The 18,239-nt window shown below is 51.3% G+C and carries 18 protein-coding genes; 4 read left to right on the forward strand and 14 right to left on the reverse strand.

From position 1 onward, the window contains the following. Positions 1–15: 15 nt before the first annotated feature. The 5 genes from ybiJ to mcbA all read right to left on the reverse strand — a co-directional run bounded on the left by ybiJ (position 16) and on the right by mcbA (position 4,482). Positions 16–276, reverse strand: a complete 261-nt coding sequence (ybiJ, locus tag E1B03_RS09210; RefSeq protein ID WP_079936844.1) for a DUF1471 family protein YbiJ — start codon at positions 274–276, stop codon at positions 16–18. A 301-nt stretch (positions 277–577) separates the two neighbouring features. Next, positions 578–844 (reverse strand): DksA/TraR family C4-type zinc finger protein, encoded by a 267-nt coding sequence (locus tag E1B03_RS09215; RefSeq protein ID WP_103768882.1) that lies wholly within the window; start codon positions 842–844, stop codon positions 578–580. Positions 845–919: 75 nt separating this feature from the next. Further along, positions 920–1,597, reverse strand: coding sequence for a PKHD-type hydroxylase YbiX (gene ybiX / locus E1B03_RS09220; RefSeq protein ID WP_103768883.1), 678 nt, complete (start codon positions 1,595–1,597; stop codon positions 920–922). A 43-nt stretch (positions 1,598–1,640) separates the two neighbouring features. After that, positions 1,641–3,926: a catecholate siderophore receptor Fiu gene (locus E1B03_RS09225; RefSeq protein WP_133086086.1), complete on the reverse strand. Its 2,286-nt coding sequence runs from the start codon at positions 3,924–3,926 to the stop codon at positions 1,641–1,643. A gap of 295 nt (positions 3,927–4,221) precedes the next feature. After that, the gene (gene mcbA, locus E1B03_RS09230) at positions 4,222–4,482 is read right to left on the reverse strand and encodes a DUF1471 family periplasmic protein McbA (RefSeq protein ID WP_103768884.1); all 261 of its coding nucleotides are present in this window, start codon (positions 4,480–4,482) and stop codon (positions 4,222–4,224) included. Positions 4,483–4,692: 210 nt separating this feature from the next. Between mcbA and rlmF the strand changes: the two genes are divergently transcribed. Further along, positions 4,693–5,619: a 23S rRNA (adenine(1618)-N(6))-methyltransferase RlmF gene (gene rlmF, locus E1B03_RS09235; RefSeq protein WP_103768885.1), complete on the forward strand. Its 927-nt coding sequence runs from the start codon at positions 4,693–4,695 to the stop codon at positions 5,617–5,619. On the opposite strand, the gene ybiO is transcribed toward rlmF, so the two are convergent. The 6 genes from ybiO to rhtA all read right to left on the reverse strand — a co-directional run bounded on the left by ybiO (position 5,616) and on the right by rhtA (position 12,297). Then, the gene (gene ybiO, locus E1B03_RS09240; RefSeq protein ID WP_133086087.1) at positions 5,616–7,853 is read right to left on the reverse strand and encodes a mechanosensitive channel protein; all 2,238 of its coding nucleotides are present in this window, start codon (positions 7,851–7,853) and stop codon (positions 5,616–5,618) included. The two genes, rlmF and ybiO, sit on opposite strands and share 4 nt — an antisense overlap. 118 nt (positions 7,854–7,971) lie before the next feature. Beyond that, the gene (gene glnQ / locus E1B03_RS09245) at positions 7,972–8,694 is read right to left on the reverse strand and encodes a glutamine ABC transporter ATP-binding protein GlnQ (protein WP_003035246.1); all 723 of its coding nucleotides are present in this window, start codon (positions 8,692–8,694) and stop codon (positions 7,972–7,974) included. Further along, the gene (gene glnP, locus E1B03_RS09250; protein WP_043015695.1) at positions 8,691–9,350 is read right to left on the reverse strand and encodes a glutamine ABC transporter permease GlnP; all 660 of its coding nucleotides are present in this window, start codon (positions 9,348–9,350) and stop codon (positions 8,691–8,693) included. Before glnP ends, glnQ begins: the two co-directional genes overlap by 4 nt. Positions 9,351–9,489: 139 nt before the next feature. Next, complete coding sequence (gene glnH / locus E1B03_RS09255; RefSeq protein ID WP_016152370.1) at positions 9,490–10,236, reverse strand: glutamine ABC transporter substrate-binding protein GlnH; 747 nt, start codon at positions 10,234–10,236, stop codon at positions 9,490–9,492. A gap of 365 nt (positions 10,237–10,601) precedes the next feature. Then, entirely contained in the window at positions 10,602–11,105 is a 504-nt protein-coding gene (dps, locus tag E1B03_RS09260) for a DNA starvation/stationary phase protection protein Dps (protein WP_006685362.1), read from the reverse strand. Positions 11,106–11,409: 304 nt separating this feature from the next. Continuing rightward, positions 11,410–12,297 carry a threonine/homoserine exporter RhtA gene (gene rhtA, locus E1B03_RS09265; protein ID WP_133086088.1) on the reverse strand — a complete coding sequence of 296 codons (888 nt, stop codon included), beginning with the start codon at positions 12,295–12,297 and terminating at the stop codon, positions 11,410–11,412. Positions 12,298–12,708: 411 nt separating this feature from the next. Between rhtA and ompX the strand changes: the two genes are divergently transcribed. Beyond that, on the forward strand, positions 12,709–13,224 hold the full coding sequence (gene ompX / locus E1B03_RS09270) for an outer membrane protein OmpX (RefSeq protein ID WP_003035257.1): 516 nt from the start codon (positions 12,709–12,711) through the stop codon (positions 13,222–13,224). A 153-nt stretch (positions 13,225–13,377) separates the two neighbouring features. Here the strand turns inward: ompX and E1B03_RS09275 are convergent, their stop codons facing one another. After that, positions 13,378–14,958: a phosphoethanolamine transferase gene (locus tag E1B03_RS09275; RefSeq protein ID WP_103768888.1), complete on the reverse strand. Its 1,581-nt coding sequence runs from the start codon at positions 14,956–14,958 to the stop codon at positions 13,378–13,380. Positions 14,959–15,234: 276 nt separating this feature from the next. After that, positions 15,235–15,363, reverse strand: coding sequence for a manganase accumulation protein MntS (gene mntS / locus E1B03_RS09280; RefSeq protein ID WP_060682501.1), 129 nt, complete (start codon positions 15,361–15,363; stop codon positions 15,235–15,237). Between the two features lie 186 nt (positions 15,364–15,549). Between mntS and mntR the strand changes: the two genes are divergently transcribed. Continuing rightward, on the forward strand, positions 15,550–16,023 hold the full coding sequence (gene mntR, locus E1B03_RS09285; RefSeq protein ID WP_133086089.1) for a manganese-binding transcriptional regulator MntR: 474 nt from the start codon (positions 15,550–15,552) through the stop codon (positions 16,021–16,023). Beyond that, positions 16,020–17,129 carry an anion transporter gene (locus E1B03_RS09290; protein WP_133086090.1) on the forward strand — a complete coding sequence of 370 codons (1,110 nt, stop codon included), beginning with the start codon at positions 16,020–16,022 and terminating at the stop codon, positions 17,127–17,129. Before mntR ends, E1B03_RS09290 begins: the two co-directional genes overlap by 4 nt. An 89-nt stretch (positions 17,130–17,218) precedes the next feature. Here the strand turns inward: E1B03_RS09290 and ldtB are convergent, their stop codons facing one another. After that, positions 17,219–18,139, reverse strand: a complete 921-nt coding sequence (gene ldtB / locus E1B03_RS09295) for a L,D-transpeptidase (RefSeq protein ID WP_003035268.1) — start codon at positions 18,137–18,139, stop codon at positions 17,219–17,221. Between the last annotated feature and the right edge of the window lie 100 nt (positions 18,140–18,239).

Raw genomic sequence — 18,239 nt, forward strand, 5'->3', positions numbered from 1 at the left:
CAGGTATTCTATCGGTTATTTATAGATAACCGCGGTGCCGCTCATTTTGTCTTTACCTACAGCGGAAGTGATGCTGTAACCAGATGCACCGGCAGCAGCCGCTTTCTCAGCCAGTTTTGCTTCCAGGCCATCCAGCGTGGTGGCGCCATCAGCAGAAACTACACCAATTTTATTCATGCTTTGTGCCTGAGTGGAGGAAACCGGCTCGGCAGCGAAAACGCCAAATGACAGGGTAGACAGGGCGATAGCAGCAACAGCGTATTTAATGTTTTTCATGATTAATCTCTCGCAGGTTTGTTCTGTTAGTCAGTGTTCTGTTAAGAAGACGTTGTTCCGTCGATGTGATAAGTATCACGTTTTTTTTGGTGAGAGAAAATCGAATAGAATTGACGACATCAATCAAAAAAATTGAATGACAAATAACTTATTGAATATTAATAAATTCAAACGAGGGATTTACAGTTCTTGTCATTACGCTTTACAGAGAAACCGACAACGGCACATTTTGCTACACAGAGTACAAAAAAGCGTGCTCGTAAAGGAAATCGTATGCGCTGAAACTTTTGGTAAAGAAGGGTCAGCGTAGCTGGCTGTCTTTCGAACCTCTGCGATTATATCCTGAAAATGAAGCGCTATGTGAATCTTTATCCTGTTGGCAGGCGATGCACAAGCGTACGCCGGGCACCGCCTCACGTCTGGCCTGAGGGATAGGATTGCCGCATTCTTCGCATTCATACAGACTTTCTCCCGTCGGTAACTCACCGCGGGCGCGGGCAACAGCATCTTCAATAGTATTGTTGATCTGTTCGTTAACAGCGTCATCATTCGCCCATCCGGATGCCATGTGTACCTCCTACCAATGTCTACAGACTAAGTATAGCGAAGGTGATGGCTGAAAAACGCCCATGCGCCAGCAGTATCAGATTTCAGACCATTCGCGCAGCAGGTTATGGTAGAGATTAAGTAATGACAGGATCTCGCTACTTTCTCCATGGCGAACCTTCAGGGATTGAATGTTTTTATCCAGTTCAAAAAGCATGGCGCGATTTTTGTCGTCACGGACCATCGACTGGATCCACATAAAGGATGCCACGCGAGCCCCTCGGGTCACCGGCGTGACGCAGTGCAAGCTGCTGGAAGGGTAAAGCACCAGATCGCCTGCCGGCAGTTTTACCGCATGCTGACCGTAGGTATCATTGACCAGCAACTCTCCTCCCTCATAGTCGTCGGGATTGCTCAGGAATAAAGTGGCGGAGAGGTCTGTGCGCATCCAGCCGCTTTCCGGATGGCTACGCACCGCGCCATCAACGTGGAAACCATAGGTCTCGTTGTCCTGGTAACGATTAAATAGCGGTGTGGAGAGCGTTTTCGGTAATGCGGCGGTGAAGAAAAGCGCGCTGTTATTCACTGCAGTTTGGACCGCCTGTTGTAAAACGCCGTAACGCGCACTTTGCGTATTCACCTGCTGGTTGTTTTTAACCTGTGCGCCCTGAGCGCCAGTGGTTGCACGGCCATCAACCCAGTCGGCAGCGTCAAGTTGTTCGCGAAACCAGGCTACATCCTGAGCCGACAAAACGCCGGGAATGTGGTACATCATCAGTGTTTCTCCTGAAAGTGGGGCTTACGCCCCACATGATGAATCAGAAATGCATATTGGCGGTCAGCAGGAAGGTTCTTGGCTCGCCCGGATGGTAACGGTATCCGCTCTTGTTAATAGAGGATACATAATCGGTGTCGAACAGGTTATAGACGTTTAGCTGGAAATCGAGATTGCGACTCACGCGATAACCCAATTTGGCGTCGGCGACCCAGTAACCTTCAGTGTAGGATGGCGTCCCCACCGCACCGTCGGAACCGCGATGCATACTGCCCACGTAGCGAGCGCCCGCGCCAATGGAAATATCATCGGTCGCCTGGTACTGGTTCCACAGCGTGAACGCATGTTCCGGTGTGTATGGCAGGGAAGAAGATCCATCCTGAGCAACGTTTTTGCCACTGTGGATGGTAGCGCGTTGCTGGGTGTAACCCCCAATAATCTGCCATGCGGGGGTGATGTTGCCTGCTACCGAGAGCTCGTAGCCTTCAACGCGTTTCTCTCCGTACTGGGAATATGTTCCGTCGTCGTTCTGCTCAACCTCATTCTCAATATCCGTGCGGAAAATTGCGGCGGTTAACAGCAGACGCTTATCCAGCACCTCCCATTTGGTACCGATCTCGCTGGTTTTCGCTTTTTGCGGTTTGAAATCGGTGCGGTTCGCACTATTACCGCTGCCGCCCTGAGCGAGGGCAAAGTTGCTGCCGCCTGGCGGTTGCTGAGAAACGGCATAGTTGATGTACACGTTACCGTTTTCGGTCAGATGATACAGCGCGCCTGCTTTCCAGTTCACCAGATTGCCTGATTTGGCGGTATCCACGGTCGTGACCGGTGTACCTTTGGCAATGCCTGCCGGACACTTGACAGCACCGCGACCGGAAGCGCCGCATGCGGTGGCGCTGTCATATTCAGTGCGGTAATTGTCGAGGCGAATACCACCGTTCAGCTCAAACTCACGGGTAATTTGTAGCGTATCAAAAGCGTATACGCCGAAGGTGTCGGTTTGCCCATTGGCGTTAGCGCCGTTATGAGATAAGCCGCCGATATTCACATTGCTGTCGGGGTGATAGATATTCACCGGCGGCGGGGTGATCGGGGTTACGCCATAGTTGGTTTGCGTTTCGCGCGTTAGCTCCACGCCGGTACTGATGTCGTGACCGATGGATCCGGTGTAAAACTTTGAGGTCAGGTTAGTCTGGTTGGTCAGGATCTTATTGCTGACATCTTTGGTATTTGCCAGACGTGACCATGTCCAGGTGTCGACGCTGCTGGTGGGTTGCGTGATGTTCGACGCGCCGCCCATTACCGCCGTCATCAGGTAATCCTGTTTGATGCGTGACCAGCGGGTGGTGTTGCGAATAGTGGTGCTGTCGTTCAGGTCATGTTCAAAACGCATCGTTGCGGTATCGGTCATCGAATCGTCGTAATCCGAGCTGGTACCGTAGAAGTTATGCGTATCCACTTTACCTGAATGGTTCAGTGCGGAAGTCCCCGCAGAAGGCGCGGAATATCCCGGCAGGCCGATAGTGGGGATGCCGCCATCCGGTGTGTTGTGCTGGGTGACATGCAGATAGTTCAGATACAGTCGGTTTTCAGTACCTAAGCCAAAAGCGAGAGAGGGGGCTACACCGTAACGTTCATTTTTAACGTTATCGCGACCGGCATCATGCGTTTTTTCACCCATCAGGTTCAAACGTGCGGCGGTGGTCTCGCCTATAACCTGGCTAATGTCCAGCGTACCACGGCGGAACCAGGCGCTACCGACGCTGGCCGACGCATCGATCCCTGAGTCGGTGCGCGGCTGTTTGCTGATCATATTGATGGAACCCGTCGGCGCGCTACGTCCATAGTCGGTGCCGGAAGGGCCTTTGATCACTTCGACCTGTTCAGTATTGAAGGTGTCGCGCGTAACGCTGCCAATATCACGAATACCGTCGATATAAATACTATTCGAGGTATCCGCACCACGCATATAAACCGCATCTCCGGTGGTGGAGTTACCGTTCTCACCCGCGAAAAATGCGCCAACACCCGGTACGTTTTTCAGCGCATCGGTCAGATTTGTTGCGCCTTGATCCTTAATCACCTGCTCAGAAATCACCGTCATGGTGCGGGTTGTATCCGCCACCGGGCGGGAGAATTTAGGGTCGGCAGACTGCGTTGGGGCGTACAGCGAAGGTTTGGCAGCCTCAACGACCAGCGTATCTTCTTGTTTTTTATCCTGATCGTCTGCGGCGATAGCCTGAGCTACCGGAGACAGGCCAATACACAGACCGGCAAAAAAAGTCAGTGAGTGAAAACTACTGGACGGCAAGTTGCGATTTTTATCCATGTTAATGAGCGACTTATTATTTTTTGAGTGGACGAGTTTCACTCGCACGAAGGGACATCTCTGTGGATGTTATACCCTGCAGGCCTCGTGCAAATGAACATGTAATTGATAATGATTTTGATAAGCATTATTAATCAGTGCGACTTTTTAGCATTCATTAATTCAAAAATAAATACATTTATTTACATTGGACTCAAAATTCCAACATATTGATTGCAATCTAAACGATGAATGACGTGCACAGCGCACAGAAAACTGCATTCGGGATGAATGCAGTTGTGCTAAGGAAGGGGGGTTACTTATAGATAGTTGCGGTGCCGTACATCTGATTTTTACCGCCTGCAGAATTAACGACAAAGCCTTTTGCACCTTGCTCTTTCGCTTTCTCTGCTAGCTTGTCTTCGAGGTCGCTCAGGTTAGTTGCACCGGTAGCGGATACTGTACCGGAAGCTTGGAGCTGACCGGTAGCTGGGCTGGTGTAAGGCTGTGCGGCAAAGGTGGCAAATGTCATGCCGGCAAGTACGGTAGCGGCAAGTAATGTGAGGCATTTCTTCATGGTGATATCCTCTGAAAAACAACAGGTGTGCCTGATAAGTTTAGGTCGTCAGCACAGGACATTTACCGCAAAAAACTGGTGATGAACTGTCTGTTTTTTGAACGATTGGCAAGGCGATAAACAAGCGTAAAAAATCAAATTTCCTTGTTGTGTGTGTTTACCGCGTGGCGTTATGCGGGTATCTTACGCCGCTGTTAAAAGGAGAATGCTATGTCCGCCCAGAAACCGGGATTACACCCACGCAACCGCCACAATGGCCGTTATGATCTTGCGACTTTATGCCAGGTTACACCTGAACTGACGCAATTTCTCACCCTCACGCCCGGCGGAGAGCAGAGTGTTGATTTCGCAAACCCGCAGGCAGTGAAGGCGCTCAATAAAGCGTTGCTGGCGCATTTTTATGCGGTGAAGCACTGGGATATTCCAGACGGTTTTCTGTGCCCGCCAGTTCCTGGTCGCGCTGACTATATTCATCATCTGGCTGACCTGTTGGGGGAAACCAACGGAACCATTCCGGCAAATGCGAGCGTACTGGACGTGGGCGTAGGGGCCAACTGTATCTACCCGCTGATCGGCGTGCATGAATACGGCTGGCGATTCACCGGTAGTGAGACCAGTAGCGAAGCGTTTAACAGCGCTCAGGCGATTGTAACCGCTAATCCGGGGTTAACCCGTGCGATTCGTCTGCGTCGTCAGAAAGATGCTACGGCAATCTTCAACGGTATCATTCACAAAAATGAGCAGTATGAAGCCACATTGTGTAACCCGCCATTCCATGATTCTGCGGCCTCAGCCCGCGCCGGAAGCGAGCGCAAGCGCCGTAACCTGGGCCAGGATAAAGATGATGCGCTGAATTTTGGTGGACAGCAGCAGGAGCTGTGGTGTGAAGGCGGCGAAGTGGCGTTCATCAAAAAAATGATCGCCGAAAGCCAGGCCTTTGGACGTCAGGTGATGTGGTTCACCACGCTGGTTTCGCGCGGTGAGAATTTGCCGCCGCTGTACCATGCATTAACGGATGCGGGCGCGGTGAAAGTCGTCAAGAAAGAGATGGCCCAGGGGCAAAAGCAGAGCCGCTTTATTGCCTGGACCTTTATGGATAACGATCAGCGCCGACGTTTTATGGCGCGTAAACGCTAAAGCGTGGGCTCGGTTGGCGGCAGCGGTTCGCTTGCCGTCGATACAGGGCCATTCACCGGTGCAGGCAAGACCTGATACGTCTGTACCGGGGCGCGTATGTTGGCCAAATCGAAGTATTTCTTCACCTGGCTGTCAAGCGCGAAACGTACCGTCCACTGCTTCAGCGGCAAGGTGGTAAACGAGACCCGTAGCGTGAAAGCCGTATTCGTTAACCCCACGATCCCGGCAAACGACGGCTCGCCGATAATAAGCCCACGGATATCTTCTTTTTCCATCACCGCAGCAACCGCGTCTTTCAACGCCTGATTTGCTTTATCCGCATCCTCATGACGGTCTACGTCATAATTGGCGACGACCGATCCAATCCCACGCACAAAGTTGGCGAAGGTCGTTATCGATGACCAGGGAATGATATGGTACGCCCCGGTGTCCTGACGTACGCCCACAGAGCGGATGGACATCCGTTCAACCGTACCGGTGAGTGGACCAATGGTCACTAAATCGCCGGTGTTCATGCCATTTTCGAACTGAATAAAGATCCCGGTAATAATATCTTTTACCAGCGTTTGCGAGCCGAAAGAGATAGCCAGCCCCAGCGCCCCGGCTCCGGCCAGTAAGGGGGCGATATTGACGCCAATTTCTGACAGCACAATCATGATGGTGATCGTGCTGATGATCACCGCCAGCGCATTGCGAAACAGCGTCAGCAAAGTACGGGTACGGGCGCTGGGAAGCGGGCGGCCATGAATATCGGAAGCCAGACGATTTTCAATCAGGCTGGCAAGGATCGTCCAACCGATGGCGGAGAAGAATAAAATCAACGCGATACGGATCAGAATATCCACCGTTTTTTCTCCTGCGCCGTAATGCAGCCAGTTCCAGAAGTCGAACAGTCCCCAGGCATTCAAGAGCAGCATCACCGCAACGCATACCGTCAGGATCCTAGCCACGCTTAACGCCGTCGACAGCCAGCCATTCAGCCGCTTTTGTAGTTCCGGATAGCTGCGCTGGGTGTGTGGCGAAAGGGTAATCGTTTTGGCTATCCAGCGGGAAAGCATGCCGGATACAAAGGCGGCAATTCCAATGATTACCAGGCTGCGTAGCGTAGCGCCCATCATGAATTTCAGGCTGTTGCCCGGATCAAACAGCGAGAAGAAAAACAGCACAATGAAATAGGCGCTGGCCAGCCAATGCCATACTAACGCAAAGGCGCGGATAAACAGGCTGAAAAAAGCTAATGACCTTTCCGCCAGATTCTGTAAATGCTGCGTTATCTCTTTCTTGTTTCTGAAAATCAGGTACAGCGCCCATAGCGTGATACACAGCATGATGATGACGTTTGCCATCGCGCCAACCTGCACATTGACCTGATTGGAGATAATGGGAACGGCAACAATCAGTCCGTAACCAATCAGGCTGCTCAATGAGCTCAAACGGCGATTCCAGTAGCGTGCACCGGCATCCTGAATGTTAAACGGGCGCAGTTCGGCCACCATTGGGCAAAATATCAGCCGCAGAATGGCTTTGAAGAATTCAATCAGGGCGAAGGCATTGAGAAACAGGCTTTGCTGAAAGGCGATGGTGCGACTGCCGGCGTTCATTCTGTCGCTCAGTATCTGCCCGACAAACAATGTCAGCGCCAGCAGCAGCAAATCGATAATGAATGCGCCGACGATCATCGCTGGAAGCTGGAGCCAGTTGCTGCGCTCGCGGTTTTTCCGTCGTGCCCATTGCCCCATTTTGCGATACAGCGGCAGCGCGCACAGGCGAATCAGCCAGAAAAAACCGAACACTGACGCCGCCAGCATTAAAAAATGGGTCAGGGCATTGGTGAATGTTTGTGGGTTAAAGCTCTTGTGCGGTGCATCGGTGATATTGCGGTAAAGCTGGGCAAAGCGGCTGGAGAGCGCCTCACCGTAGTGGCGGGTGACATCTGTGACGTTTTCCAGCACCGTTTTTTCTTCCGTTAACGTGGGCGGGACAATGGTTGGCACCGGCTCGGCAGGGGGGGCTGTCGCCACTTTGCGTAACTGATCGATCAGTTCCTGACGTGAAGCGTCATTTTCCAGCACATCCGCCAGAGCGCCGTAGGCTGCTTTCTTCTGTTCAACATCCGGCTCTTTCGCCGGCGCGGTTTGCGTATTGGTTGACGTTGGCGTGGTGACGCCAGGGATCGTCACCGCCTGAGCCGGAATACTCAGCAGACAAACAAAGATGAACAGGATCCAGCGCATGACTCCTCCCATGAGAAAATAAATTCAAAAGGATAAGTATAGATGTCAGGGCGGGAGAGAATTGAAATGAGAGGAATCTGGTGAAAAACCTCCCTTCGGATGAAGGGAGGCAGAGCTATCAGGAGACGTGCTGCAAGAATTCCTGTAAACGTTGGCTGGGCGGATTTTCAATCAGGGCCTGCGGATTACCGTCTTCGGCAATACGTCCCTTATCGATGAAAATCAGGCGTGAAGCCACTTTTTCGGCAAAGCCGATTTCGTGGGTCACTATCACCATGGTCATCCCTTCTTCCGCCAGATCCTGCATAACTTTCAGAACCTCATGACGCAGTTCCGGGTCCAGCGCTGAGGTTGGCTCATCAAACAGCATCATTTTCGGTTTCACTGCCAGCGCACGGGCGATAGCCACACGCTGTTGTTGACCACCGGACAGTTCAGAAGGATAGTGATGCGCACGTTCTGCCAGACCGACTTTCGCCAGCAGCTCTTTCGCCAGTTTTTCGGCCTGTTCTTTATTCGCCCCGCGTACGCGCTGCGGGCCGAACATGACGTTTTCCAGCGCCGTCAGATGCGGGAACAGGTAGAACTGTTGAAATACCATCCCGGCTTCCTGACGGATTAACCGCTCGTCTACCTTCGGATCGTTTACTTTCAGACCATCGACGATCAAATCGCCAGAGGTAATCTCTTCCAGTTTGTTAATGCAGCGCAGCAGCGTAGATTTCCCGGATCCGGACGGCCCGATAATCACCACCACTTCGCCTTGCTGAATGTTCAGGTCAATATTGTGCAGCACCTGAGTTGGACCAAAGTGCTTAGAAACGTTTTTAAATTCAATCACAGGATTTTCATCCTTCTTTCCAGACGACGCAGAATGAAGCTCAGCACCAGCGTAATGATCAGATAGAACACCGCAACGGCGCTCCAGATTTCCAGTGCGCGGAAGTTACCGGCAATGATTTCCTGGCCCTGACGGGTCAGTTCAGCGACGCCAATGACAATAAACAGCGAGGTATCTTTAATGCTGATGATCCACTGGTTGCCCAGCGGCGGCAGCATACGACGCAGCGCGAGAGGTAAAATAACGTGGCGAATAGTCTCTGTGCGTGAAAGTCCAAGCGCCAGCCCGGCTTCGCTGAATCCTTTATGGATCGAGAGCACCGCACCGCGGGTGATTTCCGCAATATAGGCCCCGGAGTTGATCATGATGGTGACAACGGCGGCGCTAAAAGGATCAATGCGTAAATCGTTAAATGCCATAGGCAGGGCGAAGTAAATAAACATCACCTGCACAACGATTGGCGTACCGCGAATGACTTCGATAAAAACCAGCGCTACGTGGTTGGCTATCCAACCGCCGAAAGTACGCGCAAATCCCGCTGCAAGCCCGATTACCAGACCGCCAGCCAGACCGAGGACCGAAATCCACAGGGTCATTTTGGCGCCTTCAATCAAAAGCGGGATGGCGGGCCAGATGGCACTCCAGTCAAACTGCATATGTCGTTCCTGTTACCGTGGTGTAAATATTCAAATGCCCGTTTCGCCGGATACGCTGTGCGCTTATCCGGCCTACAGGTCTCAAAAATCCAGGCGTTGGCCCGGTAAGCATTGTGCCTCCGAGCAACGCTATCTGTTATTATTTAGGTTCAGTACCGAACCATTTTTTGTAGATTTCGTTGTACGTGCCGTTCTCTTTCAGCGTTTTCAGCGCGCCGTTCACTTTCTCACGCAGTTCATCGCTGCCTTTCGGGAAGGCGATACCGTACTGCTGGGCTTCCAGGGATTCGCCTACCGCTTTGAACTGGCCGTTACCCGCGGTTTTGATGAAGTAAAGAATGTTTGGCGTGTCGTGCAGCACGGCATCTGCGCGGTTGGTGCCCAGTTCCATATACGCGTTATCGATATTTGGGAACTGACGCAGGTCTTTGGTTTTGATGTTAGCTTTCGCATAATCAACGGAACCCGTACCGCTCTTCACAGCGACAACTTTGCCGTCCAGGTCTTTCACACTTTTCACGTCGTTATTATTTGCTTTGACCATCACTAACAGACCGCTTTTGTAGTAGCCGTCAGAGAAGTCGATCGCTTTTTTACGTTCATCGGTGATGGTGATACCTGCCAGCGCCAGGTCGATATTTTTGGTTTGCAGAGCCGGGATGATGCCGCTGAAATCCATTGGTTTCAGTTCATAATCCAGCTTCAGTTCTTTGGCCACGGCAGCCCACAGATCCACATCAAAACCAACGTATTTGTCACCCTGTTTGAATTCGAACGGGACAAACGCGGTGTCGGTTGCGACAACCAGTTTTTTATCTGCGGCATGGGAGGACACCGCAAAAGCCAGGGTAAGTGCAGCCAGTGAAACTTTTAATACAGACTTCATAGGATTTCCTTTTATATCCACGGGGCGATCCCCTGCGAGAACATATGGCTTAATGAAAAAATCGTGCCAATTTTGCAACTCATTGTTTTAACAGGACGCTGTCTTGTTTCACTGCACAATAAGTAGGGCAAAGCGGGCAATCTGCACTATTTTGGGGCACTCATTTGGTGCGCGCCTGACACTGTGCAAACGGTATGACTATTTAGCGTAAAAATTGTTGATAAAACAATCTTTCGTTAACGATTGTGTGAGGCGATTATTACAATTAATTTACTTTGGAGTAATGAATGATCAATGTAATGCACCATAGATGTGCAAAACCCCCGCCAGGGCGAGGGTTATATAGGTAATTCTTATATTTGCTGTTATTCAATGTTGGCTTCGATAAACCACAGGAATTTGTCGAGATCGCGTGACGCAGCGGTGAAGATATCTGCTGTATCTTCGTCTTTTGCTTCGCTAATGGCTTTACGTACGCTGTTTGCGACGACGGCATAACGATCGGCCAGCTCTTTTAAGTGGTCTTGTACGCTATGGATATCCAGCGGGTAGCTTTTCAGTGGTGTTTTGCTGTTAATCACCTGGGTTGTACCCAGTGCCACACCGCCCAACTGTACGGCGCGTTCAGCCATGGTGTCGAGGTGATCGGTCAGGGCTGTACGGAAGCCATCCAGCATTTCATGTACGGCAATAAAATTCGCGCCGCGCATGTTCCAGTGAGCCTGTTTAGTGATCAATGACAGGTCAATGAACTGGATCACTTGCTGATTCAGCAGCTCTACGGTCGCTTTCTTTTCGCTATCTGTCACATCGTTGCGGGTATATAGGAGGGCAGATGCTTTTGTTTTTACCAATTTTGCGGTACTCATATTTTCATATCCTCTTGATATTTATGTCCCAGCTCTTCAACGGGATTAAGTATAGCGCTAAATTTGGATTTGTTTTTCCGGTGTTGCCTATCACTTTAATAGTGAAGAGCGGGGTGGGTATTAAATAGTGAGTAAAATCATTGTGATATGATGTGTTTTGGCAGCGCAATGTTATTTTTATGTTAATGTGAAAAGGTAAAAGAAATATGCGGATGAGAAAAATATATTTATTAGAATAATTATCACGCAGATTTACAATTGGATATTCTGCATGATTATGCAAACCATGCAGAATATTAAGGCGTTAATTCACGTCGACTTGCTTAATTTGCGGCTCTTTGCGAATAGTAAGTGTAGAGCCCATTGATGCGATGATAATGGCGCCAAGTGCCAGCGTCTGGATAAGCGTCAGCGTTTCACCCAGGAAGATCATTCCGGAGACCGCAGCCAGTGCTGGCTCCATGCTCATTAGTGTCCCAAAAGTGCGCGTTGGAAGTCGCGTCAATGCAATCATCTCCAGCGAGTAGGGTAGCGCAGTGGAGAGGACCGCAATGGCGAGGCCTAACGGCAGAATGGACCAGTGCCACAGGGCATCTCCCGCCTGGATCGCGCCGATGGGGACAAAAACCAGCGCCGCAATTAATGACCCTACCGCAACGGTCGCCGGACCATGTTCCGCGCCAGCACGCTGCCCGGTAAGAATGTAGATTGCCCAGCAGGCGCCAGCCCCCAGCGCCAGCGCGGCACCGGTTAAATCCACATGAGAAACGTCCTGACCTAACGGCAGCAGGAACCACAGCCCGAGCACCGCCAGTGCCACCCAAATGAAGTCCACCGGACGTCGGGATGAAAACAGTGCTACCGCGAGCGGGCCGGTAAACTCCAGCGCCACGGCAATTCCCAGCGGGACGGTCTGGATTGACAGGTAGAAGAGATAGTTCATCCCACCCAGGGACAGACCATAAAACAGCAGCGGCAGGCGCTGTTCTTTGGCGAATCGCAAGCGCCAGGGTTTAAAGAAGGCGATAAGGATGAGCGTGCCCAGCGCAAGACGCAATGCGGTAACGCCCGGCGCGCCGACAAGCGGGAACAGCGATTTCGCCAGAGATGCTCCGCTTTGAATGGAGGACATAGCAATAAGCAAAACCAAAATAGGCAACCAAACTGGCGCTTTACGTAACGACCCCGGCATCCTTTCTCCTGTCAAATGATGATTACACGCCTTCATCTGTGCGACGTTACAGCTTTGCGACGGCGCGGATGACTTTATGTATAGAAAAGTAAAACAGCGAGTGTAATGGAAATACGCTCAACTGGTTGAGTATTCGTTGAAAAAAAAATTGCTCAGTTCCGTACAATGGCATGAAAATGATGGATTAATAATCTGTGTGATTAGGATTAATCTGGATGAATGTGCCATGTTGTGCGCGCAATAATGGCATTTTACGTTAGAAAAGTGATGTTAATTGAAAGAGATAGCGGGTTTCTGAAATGTTCTGTTACATGAAAGACCCCATTAGACATCGCGAATCGCAAAGAGTTTCCCATCAATTTTTGGTATATTTAAAACTTAAGATTTACTTGAAGCACATTTGAGGTGGTTATGAAAAAAATTGCATGTCTTTCAGCACTGGCCGCTGTTCTGGCTTTCTCCGCAGGTACTGCTGTAGCTGCTACTTCTACCGTTACCGGTGGTTACGCTCAGAGCGATGCTCAGGGCGCAGCGAACAAAATGAACGGTTTCAACCTGAAGTATCGCTACGAGCAGGACAACAACCCGCTGGGTGTTATCGGTTCCTTCACTTACACTGAAAAAGATCGTACCGATGCTTCTGGCGACTACAACAAAACCCAGTACTACGGCATCACTGCTGGTCCGGCTTACCGTCTGAACGACTGGGCGAGCATCTACGGTGTAGTGGGTGTTGGTTACGGTAAATTCCAGAACGCAGCATCCCCGGCTGACAACCACACCACCAGCGACTACGGTTTCTCTTACGGTGCTGGTCTGCAGTTCAACCCGATCGAAAACGTTGCTCTGGACTTCTCCTACGAGCAGAGCCGTATTCGTAGCGTTGACGTTGGCACCTGGATCGCTGGCGTGGGTTACCGCTTCTAATCACTTCGGTGATATGAAGAATCCGCCTCTTGGGGCGGATTTTTTTTGCGCGTAATGCAGGACAGAATATCGTTGTAGGCCTGATAAGACGCGCAGCGTCGCCATCAGGCAATTTGCAGGGGGCGGCAAAATTCTTATCCGGTCTACAAAGTCTTACTTAGTTGAGAAAATATCGGTACCCAGATGGTTGTAGTCCACCTTCTGCAATTTGAAGTTGGTGATGTAGACCGGACCGGCTTTTTTCTCGGAGATAAAGCGGTAGCTGTTGGTAATTTCTTTTGCGCTGATCCCCGTCCACTGCGAGAAAAAGCTGAGGAAATCATTCGCCGAGCGCCGGGCTTTAATCACCCGATGTGCTTTATCATCGCTCGACAGCACCATGAAAGGCACCTGGAAATTTTGCTGGAATTGATCGTCATGCGCCAGGTACTGTACCTCTTTTCCCCGCTCTTTAAACGCGAGACCATGATCGGAGAAATAGACCATCGAGAAGCTGTTACCGCTGTTACGTAACTGATCGTAAAGCTGGCGCAGCAGGTCATCCGTCTGCGTCATGGTGTACAGGTAGCAGGACGTCTCTTTTGACTGGACGAAGGTTTCGTATTTACCCTGCGTACGATCGCAGGCCTGAGGATGCGAGCCCATTAAATGCAGCACGATGAGCTGTGGTTGAGTGCGCTCGGTTGCCAGTACCTGGGCGGTCATCTTCAACAGCGCTTCATCACGGGTGTTTTTATCCGCTTCGAAATCACCGCTTTTGAGGAACTGAACTTCATCAGCGCGTTTTGCAATGCTGGCAATGGCCGTATCGTATTCACCAATTTGTCCCTGATTGGAGAACCACCACGTCTGGAATCCAGCGCGGTTGGCCAGGGTGACAAAGTTATCCTGGAACTGGGGCTTATTGTCGACCACCCGGTTCAGCGTCAGGCCGAGTGATTTTTGCGTCGAACCGCTGGCGGCGATGTAATCCGCGAAGATGTAGCCGTTAACGGAACTGGCAAACGGGGTGTTGTCCCAGTGGCCGCCAAACGCGCCTAACGCATCGCGGCGGGCGCTTTCGCCGATCACCACGACGTAGGTGTGATACTTCGGCTTCACGGCGGTTACCGTCCAACTGTCTTTCACGCTCGACAGCTTCGCCATACGCTCTTGTTCGTCGAGCACTTCGTTGTTATTGACGATAACATCCTTGGCAAAACGGAAAACCGGATAGCCAGTGTCTTTTAGCTTGAACACGCCGCCCCAGGCCAGGTTTTGCACCGGGGTCACAAAGAACGCGACAACGCTGAACAGCAAACAAACGCTGTCGAACTTGTTCCAGCCGCGCTGCTGCACATCTTTTTTACGGCGTACGGCGATAACGCCAAGGGCGAAAATAAATACCCCAACCAGATAACTGTACCAGGGGAAGATGGTCAGGATTTCGGTAGACTCTTCCATATTGGTTGAGTGCAGCGCAAGCAAGGTATTGAAGTTCGGCGAACCGTAAGCCTGGCCGAACGGAAAGTACATTGCTGCAATGAGCGAGCAAATGCCAATCAGCACTTTCTGCGCGCGCGGCGCGCTACGCCATAGCAGCATCAATATACAGGTGAAAGCAACGCTATAGAGCAGGCTAAGCGGATAGCCCAGCGCAAGGTTGATCAGTAGTGACTGTAAGAAATAGAGGCCAGTCCACGGACTAATCGCCCGGCTACGAGCAATGATTGAATCTTTGAGGGTTAAATTCATATGCCACTGTTACAAAAACGCCATGTGCTTACCCTGGCGCTAAGGGTCATTGCCTGCCTGAGAGAGCGAGGAGAGGGATAGGGTCCGCATCCGCGAGCCGCAATATACGCAGGGCTGCGAAAAGATAGAGTGTGCGCAGGAGAAGGTCAACTACTACAAAGAAATTGTTTTGCGAGGGACGTGGCAAAACTGACAAAAAGAAGGGTTATTGAGACGAAAACCACCACCGTACCCGAATGACGGCAGGAAAATGAAGCGGCGTACCGCGACGCCGCATTATTTTTCTGAAGGTTTATTCTGCTCTGGTTTGCTGTTAATCATGTCGCACAGCATAGAGATCAGCATTAACCGTACTTTAAAGGGGGAGTGGCTAAACACGCGTATACACCTCTTAAATTCATTCATATGAACCTCCTGACTTCACGATCCCATCAGTCCTTGAGGGATGTCTTTATTATATACAGATATAGCACAGGCTATATTATATAGCTATTGCTAAAACGTTAATTTTTTGTGCCCACGCAACTCTGGTTTACAATGAGCGCTCTCTAATCAGATGCCGTTAACGCGTCACAGTAACGAGGAAGCAGAATGAGTCGTCGCGCAGGTACGCCAACAACAAAAAAAGTGACGCAATTGGTGAATGTCGAAGAACACGTTGAAGGATTTCGTCAGGTCCGGGAGGCGCATCGCCGTGAGCTGATTGATGACTACGTAGAGCTGATTTCCGATCTCATTATTGAGGTGGGTGAAGCGCGCCAGGTAGATATGGCCGCGCGGCTTGGGGTTTCCCAGCCGACGGTTGCTAAAATGCTTAAGCGTCTTGCTTCAGTCGGGTTGATTGAAATGATCCCCTGGCGAGGCGTGTTTTTAACCGCAGAAGGAGAGCGACTGGCTCAGGAGAGTCGGGAGCGTCATCAGATTGTGGAGAATTTCCTGTTGATGTTAGGTATCAGCCCGGAAATCGCCCGTCGCGACGCTGAGGGAATGGAGCACCACGTCAGTAAGGAAACGCTGGAGGCTTTTAGCCGGTTTACGCAACAACAAGGAATAGGCTCTGAATGAGTTTTCCTTTATTACGCGCCTTACAGCGCGATCGTTTTTTCCAGTTGTTAATCATCGTCGGGGTTGTACTGAGCCTGTTTACGCCATTTGCGCCCCGGTCGTGGGTGGGGGCGATTGACTGGCACACGATTATCACGCTTAGCGGCCTGATGTTACTGACCAAAGGCGTGGAGCTAAGCGGTTACTTCGATGTGTTAGGGCGTAAGATGACCCGCCGCTTCAAAACAGAACGTCAATTGGCGATATTTATGGTGCTGGCCGCGGCGCTACTGTCGACGTTTCTGACCAACGATGTTGCGCTGTTTATTGTTGTTCCGCTGACTATCACCCTGAAAAAATTGTGCGCCATTCCGGTGAATCGCCTGATTATCTTTGAGGCGCTGGCGGTAAACGCCGGATCGTTGCTCACGCCAATAGGTAACCCGCAAAATATTCTGATGTGGGGACGCTCAGGCTTATCGTTTACCGCGTTTACCTGGCAAATGGCACCGCTCGCGGGGGCGATGATGCTGACGCTGGTGGTGCTGTGCTGGTTCAGTTTCCCGCATAAAGCTTTGCATTATCATACTGGTACGCGCGCGCCTGACTGGCAACCGCGCCTGGTATGGAGCTGTCTGGTGCTGTATATGATCTTTTTGGCAGCACTGGAATTCAAGCAGGAGCTGTGGGGGCTGGCGATTGTGGCGGCGGGGTTCATCGTGCTTGCGCGTCGTGTGATCCTCAGTGTGGACTGGACGCTGCTGTTGGTATTTATGGCGATGTTCATTGATGTGCACTTGCTGACGCAGCTCCCGGCCTTGCAGGGGATAACCCACCAGATTGGTACGCTTTCAGCGCCGGGGCTTTGGTTGACCGCCATTGGTCTGTCGCAGTTTATCAGTAATGTTCCCAGTACGATTTTGCTGCTGAACTACGTCCCGCCAACGCTGTTGCTGGCCTGGGCGGTTAATGTGGGCGGCTTTGGTCTGTTGCCGGGATCGCTGGCGAATCTTATTGCCTTACGGATGGCAAACGACCGACGCATCTGGTGGCGTTTTCATTGGTATTCGGTGCCGATGCTGATATGGGCGGGACTGGTAGGGTATGGTTTGTTGCAGATGATGTGAGGAGTACGCCCGATGGCGCTTTGCTTATCGGGCGTACTTAATCTGTAGGCCGGATAAGGCGAAAACCGCCATCCGGCATTTTTTGATGCTTAGTTCAGACGAACCGGCATACCTGAACGGTTCTGTACCGCCTGCTCAACGACGGCCTGATCGACGTCAGACTGACCGGTGATGCTGGTAATGCTCTTGTTCAGCGTAATCGGTACGATTTCCCCGCCTTCGAACTGTGCTTCAGTGGTAGACAGTGGGTTGTGTACCTCGATGTAACGGCTGCCGTCTGGTTCGGTGGTGGCTTTTACCGGCTCATCGATAAACTGTACGCGGGTGCCGACCGGCACGTTTTCAAACAGGAATTTGATGTCGTCGTTACGCAGACGCACGCAACCATGGCTGACACGTAAGCCGACACCGAAGTTAGCATTGGTGCCGTGGATAGCGTACAGGCGACCGATATACAGCGCGTACAGCCCCATCGGGTTATCCGGACCTGCCGGAACAACGGCTGGCAGTGGTTCGCCCGCGGCGCGGTATTCCGCATGCATTTTCGCTGTAGGCGTCCAGGTTGGACCCGCTTTTTTACGTTCTACTTTGGTGGTCCAATTGATTGGCGTGTCTTTACCCAACTGGCCGATACCGATCGGCAGAACAATGACGGTGTTGGTGCCTTTCGGGTAGTAGTACAGACGCATTTCCGCGCTGTTGATAACAATACCTTCATGCACGGTATCCGGCAGGATCAACTGCTGAGGAATGTTCAACACGGTGCCGCCTTTCGGCAGGAAGGTATCCACGCCAGGGTTGGCTTCCAGCATGTTAGACAGACCCATCTGATACTCCGCCGCAAAATATTCCAGCGGTTGGGTGTTACCTTCAGGAATCGTGATGACCTGGTTTTGGCCAATCAAACGACTGCCATCGGTAGGCAGTGGGTACGTGACGGCAGAAGCGGTATTACAAAAACCAACTATTGCGAGTGCCGCCGCGAAAAGCGTTGTTAATTTCATATTCATGTTCATGTATGCGAGATTCAGTGCCAGGCAGGCTAGTGGGTTGAGATTTATGTAGTGTTGGGCACGCATTATATGTGCAATCTGAGCAACAAGGAATTCG

It is taken from the genome of Citrobacter arsenatis (genome assembly GCF_004353845.1).
GTDB classification, from domain to species: Bacteria; Pseudomonadota; Gammaproteobacteria; order Enterobacterales; family Enterobacteriaceae; genus Citrobacter; species Citrobacter arsenatis.

Coding starts and splice junctions, on each gene's coding strand:
- ybiX (WP_103768883.1), bottom strand. CDS start 1,597: ATGATGTACCACATTCCCGGCGTTTTGTCGGCTCAGGATGTAGCCTGG.
- rhtA (WP_133086088.1), bottom strand. CDS start 12,297: ATGCCGGGGTCGTTACGTAAAGCGCCAGTTTGGTTGCCTATTTTGGTT.
- ldtB (WP_003035268.1), bottom strand. CDS start 18,139: ATGAATATGAAATTAACAACGCTTTTCGCGGCGGCACTCGCAATAGTT.
- ybiJ (WP_079936844.1), bottom strand. CDS start 276: ATGAAAAACATTAAATACGCTGTTGCTGCTATCGCCCTGTCTACCCTG.
- ompX (WP_003035257.1), top strand. CDS start 12,709: ATGAAAAAAATTGCATGTCTTTCAGCACTGGCCGCTGTTCTGGCTTTC.
- mcbA (WP_103768884.1), bottom strand. CDS start 4,482: ATGAAGAAATGCCTCACATTACTTGCCGCTACCGTACTTGCCGGCATG.
- ybiO (WP_133086087.1), bottom strand. CDS start 7,853: ATGCGCTGGATCCTGTTCATCTTTGTTTGTCTGCTGAGTATTCCGGCT.
- glnH (WP_016152370.1), bottom strand. CDS start 10,236: ATGAAGTCTGTATTAAAAGTTTCACTGGCTGCACTTACCCTGGCTTTT.
- E1B03_RS09225 (WP_133086086.1), bottom strand. CDS start 3,926: ATGGATAAAAATCGCAACTTGCCGTCCAGTAGTTTTCACTCACTGACT.
- E1B03_RS09290 (WP_133086090.1), top strand. CDS start 16,020: ATGAGTTTTCCTTTATTACGCGCCTTACAGCGCGATCGTTTTTTCCAG.
- rlmF (WP_103768885.1), top strand. CDS start 4,693: ATGTCCGCCCAGAAACCGGGATTACACCCACGCAACCGCCACAATGGC.
- E1B03_RS09275 (WP_103768888.1), bottom strand. CDS start 14,958: ATGAATTTAACCCTCAAAGATTCAATCATTGCTCGTAGCCGGGCGATT.
- mntR (WP_133086089.1), top strand. CDS start 15,550: ATGAGTCGTCGCGCAGGTACGCCAACAACAAAAAAAGTGACGCAATTG.
- dps (WP_006685362.1), bottom strand. CDS start 11,105: ATGAGTACCGCAAAATTGGTAAAAACAAAAGCATCTGCCCTCCTATAT.
- glnP (WP_043015695.1), bottom strand. CDS start 9,350: ATGCAGTTTGACTGGAGTGCCATCTGGCCCGCCATCCCGCTTTTGATT.
- E1B03_RS09215 (WP_103768882.1), bottom strand. CDS start 844: ATGGCATCCGGATGGGCGAATGATGACGCTGTTAACGAACAGATCAAC.
- mntS (WP_060682501.1), bottom strand. CDS start 15,363: ATGAATGAATTTAAGAGGTGTATACGCGTGTTTAGCCACTCCCCCTTT.